Source organism: Cellulomonas sp. P4_B5_2 (genome assembly GCF_056402235.1).
In genome coordinates, this window is sequence record NZ_JBFUHU010000261.1 from 1 (window position 1) to 6285 (window position 6285).

5 protein-coding genes are annotated in these 6285 nt (G+C 73.8%); all 5 read right to left on the reverse strand.

Features of this window, described 5'->3' with window-relative positions:
• Positions 1-49: 49 nt before the first annotated feature.
• A complete protein-coding gene (locus AC1DUQ_RS16825; RefSeq protein WP_477062317.1) occupies positions 50-1417 on the reverse strand; it encodes an Ig-like domain repeat protein in 1368 nt (455 codons plus the stop codon).
• Positions 1418-1544: 127 nt separating this feature from the next.
• Positions 1545-2600: a COG1361 family protein gene (locus AC1DUQ_RS16830; RefSeq protein WP_477074179.1), complete on the reverse strand. Its 1056-nt coding sequence runs from the start codon at positions 2598-2600 to the stop codon at positions 1545-1547.
• Between the two features lie 111 nt (positions 2601-2711).
• Entirely contained in the window at positions 2712-4340 is a 1629-nt protein-coding gene (locus AC1DUQ_RS16835; RefSeq protein WP_477062315.1) for an Ig-like domain repeat protein, read from the reverse strand.
• A 26-nt stretch (positions 4341-4366) separates the two neighbouring features.
• On the reverse strand, positions 4367-5347 hold the full coding sequence (locus tag AC1DUQ_RS16840) for a substrate-binding domain-containing protein (protein ID WP_477062314.1): 981 nt from the start codon (positions 5345-5347) through the stop codon (positions 4367-4369).
• A 64-nt stretch (positions 5348-5411) separates the two neighbouring features.
• A partial coding sequence (locus tag AC1DUQ_RS16845; protein ID WP_477074180.1) for a sortase occupies positions 5412-6285 on the reverse strand: 874 nt, incomplete at its 5' end.

The following is a 6285-nucleotide window of genomic DNA, read 5'->3' on the forward strand; positions in this document are numbered from 1 at the left end:
GCTCCTCGACAGCTCGCGCGTCGAGGAGCCCCGGTCCGTGGCGTCTCGGTCAGCCGCCGACGAGGGTGACGGTGACGGTCGACGTGTACGAGCCGGCCGACGTCGCGCCCGGGATGGCCAGCGCCAGGCCCGCGGCGAGGGTCGAGACCCCGCGACCGGGGGTCTGCGCCCGGCCCAGCAGCGAGCTGGCGGACAGGCCGGCGCTGGAGGCGTCGTCCAGGAACGAGGCGACGGCCGGACCGGCCTGCGCGACGAGCGGGCTGCCGGCGTCCGGCGTCATGCTCGGCGTGCCGGGCGTCCAGCCCAGGTACTTGGCGCCGACCGTGGCGGAGGTGCCGGTGAAGTCCGACGCCTGCGCGTTGACCTCCCAGCCGGTCAGGAGCGCGTCCCGGCGGGTGTCCGTGACGGTCACGGTCGGGAAGACCCCGGCCGCGGTGACCCGCGAGTTGTCCACCGAGCGCGAGCCGGTCAGGGCGACCGGCGTGTCGAACGGGACGCTGAAGATGAGCGACCCGTCGACCACGGGCGCCTCGGGCACCGTGAGCACCAGCTGCCCCGTCGCCGAGTCGATCCCGAGCGAGAGCGAGAGGCTCCCGCTCGAGGCGAGGTACGCGGCGGTGTCGGTCGGGGCGAAGTCCGCGGTGTACGAGTGGTTCCCGGCACTGGGCGCCGGCACCGAGTGCGCGGCCGAGCCGGCAGCGACCGGCGCGGTGCCGAGGACCGTGGCGCCCTCCTTGAACGTGACCTGACCGGCCGCGCCGGCCGGGGCCACCGCCGCCGTGAGGACCAGGTCGGCGCCCGAGGCAGCCGCGGTGAGCGTGGTCGTCGTCGCGACGGCCTGGGTGCCCCCGCCGGACGGGTAGGTGTGCGACGGGACGGACCATGTCAGGTTCGCGCTCGTGGTGCCCGTCAGCGTCAGGCCGGTCTCGAAGTACGCGATCGAGTTGCCGTCCACGTCGCGGCACGCCACCAGGAACGGCAGCGTGGCGGTGTTCCCCGGCTGCGAGGCCAGGTAGGTGAGCGCCTGCGGCTTGCCCATGAAGTCGCCGCGACCCGTGTACGGACGTCCGGACGAGTCGACCAGCACCGAGACCGGGCCGAACGGCACCTGCTCCCAGTCGATGACCGGGACACCGGCCTGCGGGATCCGGATCAGCGGCTGGATGACGCCGGAACCGGCCGGGCAGGTGGCGTCCACGGCGAGCGACTGCCACGGACGCGTGGCCGTCGTGCCGCTCGTGATGACGTCGGCCGCGGTGTTCGCCTCGAACCCGCCGGCGTTCGCGAGGAAGTAGATGTTGCCGGGGATCAGCGGACCCTCGTCGTTGGCGGCTGCGGGGCCCGCCACGGCGACGAGCGCCGCACCCGTCGCGCACGTCCCGGCCACCAGCGCGGCCACAACTCTCCTGAGCTTCATCGAGCAGTCCTTTCGAGGACGATCTGGCGTGGTTTCACGTCACGTGCTGTCGCACCGCGACGAGGATGGAGCCCGTAGGTGAACGCCGGGCCCCCGCCGGGCGTCCGCGGGACGGCGTGCGGGGCAGTCATCGCACCGCCTCGAGCTGGGGCGCCTCGACCGCCGGTCCTGCCGTCGTGATCGCCCTGCGGCGGACCCTCCGGACGACCAGCCCGAGGGTGATGAGCACCAGCAGCGCGAGGACCAGCCACGGGACGGCCCAGACCCGCACGGCACCCGACACGGTCCCCACGCCAGGGTCGTCCCCCGCCGCCGGGGCCACCGCGGTCGCTTCGACCGTGACCGTCTCGAGCACCAGCGGCCAGACGCCGGGCACGGTCGTCGACCCGCGCACCTCGCCGCCGGGCAGCAGCTCGTCGACCCGGTCGCCGTCCACACGCTCGCGGAGCAGACCGAACGCACCGCCGACCGCGACCTCGGGCTCGACGGCCATCCGCACGTTGCCGGTGTTCCGGAGCGTGTAGTCGACGGTGACCTCGCCCGCACCGACCAAGGACGCCGCGTGCCAGGTCGCGGAGACGTCCGTCACCCGGAGACCCGGGTCCAGCGGGCCGTCCACGCGGATGTACACACGAGCGGCGACCCGCTGCTCGAGCTCGATGCTCGGCGCGTTCTCGGCTCCCGGACCCACGCTCTCCAGCGACGCGACCAGTGCACCCAGGTGATCACCGGGCTCGGCGTTCGCCGGGATCGAGACCGTGAACGGGACGACGGTGTAGCCGAACCCCGCGTCCGCGGTCTGGGGGGCCACGTCGACGGTGGCCGCGCCCGGGACGGCGATCCACGCGCCTGCGTCGGTGCTGGCGTCGTCTCGCGCGCGGACGGCCAGCCCGCCACCGTCGGCCATGACGACGTCTCCGCCGTAGACCTGCAGCTGGACCGTGGTGTCGTCCTGGTTGAGCAGCGCGGCGTTCTCGTACACGACTGCCCCCGGGGGTGCGGTCACGCTGAGGAACGGCCGGTCGTCCGGGCGCTCCGGACCGGCGGGGCTGATGCCGAACGAGACGAGGTCGGCGGCTGCGGGCGGCAGCGGGTCGGGTGCGGCCGCGGCGGGGCTCGCGCAGRGTGCGGCGGCGCCGAGCACCGCGGCCACCGCGAGGAGGGGACGGAGGCGGTCGAGCATCAGGTCGGGCCTTCCAGAGGTGTGAGGGACGGGGAACGCCTGCGGGGAGGTGAGGCGCAGCGCGCCCCACCTCCCCTGGTCACCGCCCGGCCGCAGCCGGGTGGGCCGTCGTCAGACGGCGGTGAAGGTGACCGTCGCGGTGTAGAGACCTGGTGCGACCGACGTCGGCACCTGGTCCACGCCGAAGACACCCTCGATGTGCGCCGTGCCGAGGGGCTGGCCGGCGCCGTAGGTCGCGAAGACCTTCGGGACGTCCAGGCCGTCGGTGGCCGGCGCGTGGTTGGTGAGGGTGACGTTGCCGGCCTGCAGCGCGTTGCCCGCCACCTGGTCGGCCACGAGGCCGGTCAGCCCGGCGTGCAGGCCCGGGAACGAGCCCGCCGCGGAGGTGAACGCCCCGGAGACGACCGACGCCGTGAAGCCGAGGTTCCCGGCCCGGGTGTCGGTGATGACGATGTCCTCGAAGGCGGCCGACGCGGAGTACGTCGAGTCCGCGGGGTCGAGCACGGCGGTGCCGAGCGCGAGCGGGTTCGACGGCGTGTACGGCGTGGTGATCGAGATGGCACCGACGGGGATGTCGACGGTGACCGTCTGCTCGTCCACCGCACCGGACAGCTCGTAGGTCGCGGCGACGGGCGCCGAGACCGAGCTGCTGTACGGCGCGGTTCCCACGAAGTCGGCGGTCAGCGAGTGCACGCCGGCGCCGAGCACGTTGGTGGTGAAGTCGGCGACGACGCCACCGACGACCGGGAGCGAGCCGAGCACCGTGGCGCCGCTCTTGAAGGCGACGGTGCCGTTGGCCGCGCCGGACGAGGCCACGACCGTGGTGCTGAACGTGACGGCCGAGTACGCCGCGCCGGAGACCGGCGTGACGCCCAGAGTCGTGACCGTGGTGCGGGCGGCGACCGCGGTGACCACGACGGAGACCGGCGCGGACGTGGAGGCTGCGTGCGAGCCACCGAGGTACCGGGCGGTCACCGCGTTGGTGCCCACGGGCAGGGCGACGGTCGACAGCGTCGCGACGCCGGCGGCGACGGTGGCCGTCCCGAGCGACGTGGCGCCGGCGAAGAACTCGACGTCACCGGTCGCGGCCGCGGGGTCGACGGTCGCCGTGAGGTCGACCGAGGTGCCGGCCTCGACGGTCGTCGCGGAGACCCCGAGGGTCGTGGTGCTGGGCTCGGAGGGGAACGCGGCGGCCGGGATCGACCACGTGAGGTTCGCGCTCGAGGTGCCGGTCATCGTGAGACCGGTCTCGAAGTACGCGATCGAGTTGCCGTCGACATCGCGGCACGCCACCAGGAACGGCAGCACCGCGGTGTTGCCGGGCTGCGACGCCAGGTACGTCAGCGCCTGCGGCTTGCCCATGAAGTCGCCGCGGCCCGTGTACGGACGGCCGTCGGAGTCGACCAGGGTGGAGACGGGGCCGAAGGGCACCTGCTCCCAGTCGATGACCGGCACGCCGGCCTGCGGGATGCGGATCAGGGGCTGGATGACGCCGGTGCCGGCCGGGCACGTCGCGTCCACGGTCAGGGACTGCCACGGCCGCGTCGCAGTCGTGCCGCTCGTGATCTGGTCCGCGGGGGTGTTGGCGTCGAAGCCCCCGGCGTTCGCGAGGAAGAAGATGTTGCCGGGGATCAGCGGGCCCTCGTCGTTGGCCGCCGCCGGGCCGGCCACGGCGACCAGCGCCGCACCCGTGGCGACGGTCGCGGCGAGTGCGCCGGCCACCAGTCGGTTGAGTCTCATCGATCTGCTCCTGAGCTGTCGGTGAATCAGTTGACGGTGAAGTTGGTGACCGCGGCCTGGGTCGGGACGCCGCAGGCGCCACCGTCCGCGGCCACGGAGAGCTGCTGGAAGCCGGCTGCCTCGATGAGCGGCTGTGCCGACCCGCTGCAGATGAAGCCGTCAGCGGCGAACAGCGACGTGAAGAACGGCTTGGTCAGGTCGGCGGTGCGCACGACGTTGTAGAGCGCGCGCTGGAACGTCCAGCCGCCGGTGAGCTTGATGCCGGTCGCGGTGAGGAACCGGCCCGTCGAGAACGGGGAGACCGCGTTCGGGTTGCCGGCGATCGGCGCGGCGTCGTGCTCCTGGATCTCGACCACCGAGCCCGCAAGGGTGACGGGCGTGCCACCGTTGGCGGCCTGGAGCTGGGCGAGGAAGACCGTCCGGGTGCCCGACCCCGTCTGCGGGATCTGCGGGACGATGACGCCGTTCGCGCCACCCAGCTGGCTCCAGTTGGTGAAGGTGCCGTTGTAGATGCTCACCATCTGGGCCGCGCTGATGCTGGCGGGTGCGTTCGACGTCGACGCGACGGCGAGCTTGAGCCCGTCGACCGCGAAGGGCACCTGCCAGAGCCCGGCCGCGACCTCCGCGGAGCTGAGCGAGGACGACGAGCGCGCGAAGTTCACGTTCGTGTTGTTGCCGGCGCCGTAGAGCAGCGCCTTGCCCGCGCCGGAGCCGTTCGGCCGCGTGATGGCCGTCGTCCCCGCCTTGAGCACGACGGTGGAGCTGCCGGTCGCGTCGAACGACACCAGACGCGCGCTGGCGCTCGCGTTGTAGCCCGGGGAGAACACCCCGGCGCGGCGGCCGTCGGCGATGTAGTTGAGCGCGAACTCCGTCGTGTCGGAGCCGACGCCGACGATGTCCTTGACCTGCGGGGTCGGGTCCGCGTACGCCGGGGTGGCGGCGATGGACGCGGCGACGACGCCGGTCAGGACGGAGGCAAGAATGATCGAGACCCTCGATCGCTTCATGGGAGGGAGCCCTTCGTGACTGTGGTCGGTGGGCCGGTGTCCCGGAGGACGTCCCGGGCCGGGGTCAGAGGAGGTTGGGCAGCAGCTGGGAGGCGGCGTCGGTCGAGGCCCAGGCCAGGGCCACGACGATCCCCGCGGCGACCGGCCAGACCGCGCGGCCAGGGAGGCGACGCAGCGCGACCGCCGTGGCCGCAACGGCGAGGAGCAGGCCCTGCAGGCAGAGGGCGAGCAGAGGCAGCACGCTGCGATCGCCTGCCAGTGCCTTCTCGGCGTCGGGCACACCCGCGGGGCGCCCGCCGGGGCCCGTCGCGGCCTCGCCGACGAGCGTCGCGTCGACGTACACGGTGCGCACGGGCGTGATCGACGCGAGCGGACCGTCGCCCTCCGACGTGACGAGGGTGATCCGGGCGGCGCCCGCGTCGAGAGCGGCGGGGAGCGGGTCGCCCGCACGGCGGACCCCGTCCACGCGGTAGACGAACTCGCCCTGACCGGTGGTGACCTGCAGGCCGTCGCCCGCCCTCAGCAGTGCCACGGACCGGAACGGCGCGCCGTACGCGGCGGAGCGGCCGTAGACGATGGACACGCCGGCCTGTCCGGGAAGGACGGTGTCGCGGCGGTGCCCCGGCCCGGCCGTGAGGTCTCCGGACGCCGTCCCCTCGACGACGACCTGCCGCACGCCGAGCGTCGGGATCACCAGGAGTGCCACGGGGGCGCCCGGCTCGATGCTCCCCCCGGTCGGCGCCGTCTCCGCGGCGAGCTGCTGACGGAGCTCGGCGTGCAGCACCTGCTGCGCACGCGTCTCCGACAGTCCGCCGAGGACGAAGAGCTGGAGCAGCGCCCACCCCGCGAGCGCCGCGATCAGGAGCATCGCGGTGTAGGCCACCGAGGCGGCTTCGGGCATCGTGGGGCGGGGAACCTGGGGTGGCACCGGGCGGGGC

Coding starts and splice junctions, on each gene's coding strand:
- AC1DUQ_RS16835 (WP_477062315.1), bottom strand. CDS start 4,340: ATGAGACTCAACCGACTGGTGGCCGGCGCACTCGCCGCGACCGTCGCC.
- AC1DUQ_RS16840 (WP_477062314.1), bottom strand. CDS start 5,347: ATGAAGCGATCGAGGGTCTCGATCATTCTTGCCTCCGTCCTGACCGGC.
- AC1DUQ_RS16825 (WP_477062317.1), bottom strand. CDS start 1,417: ATGAAGCTCAGGAGAGTTGTGGCCGCGCTGGTGGCCGGGACGTGCGCG.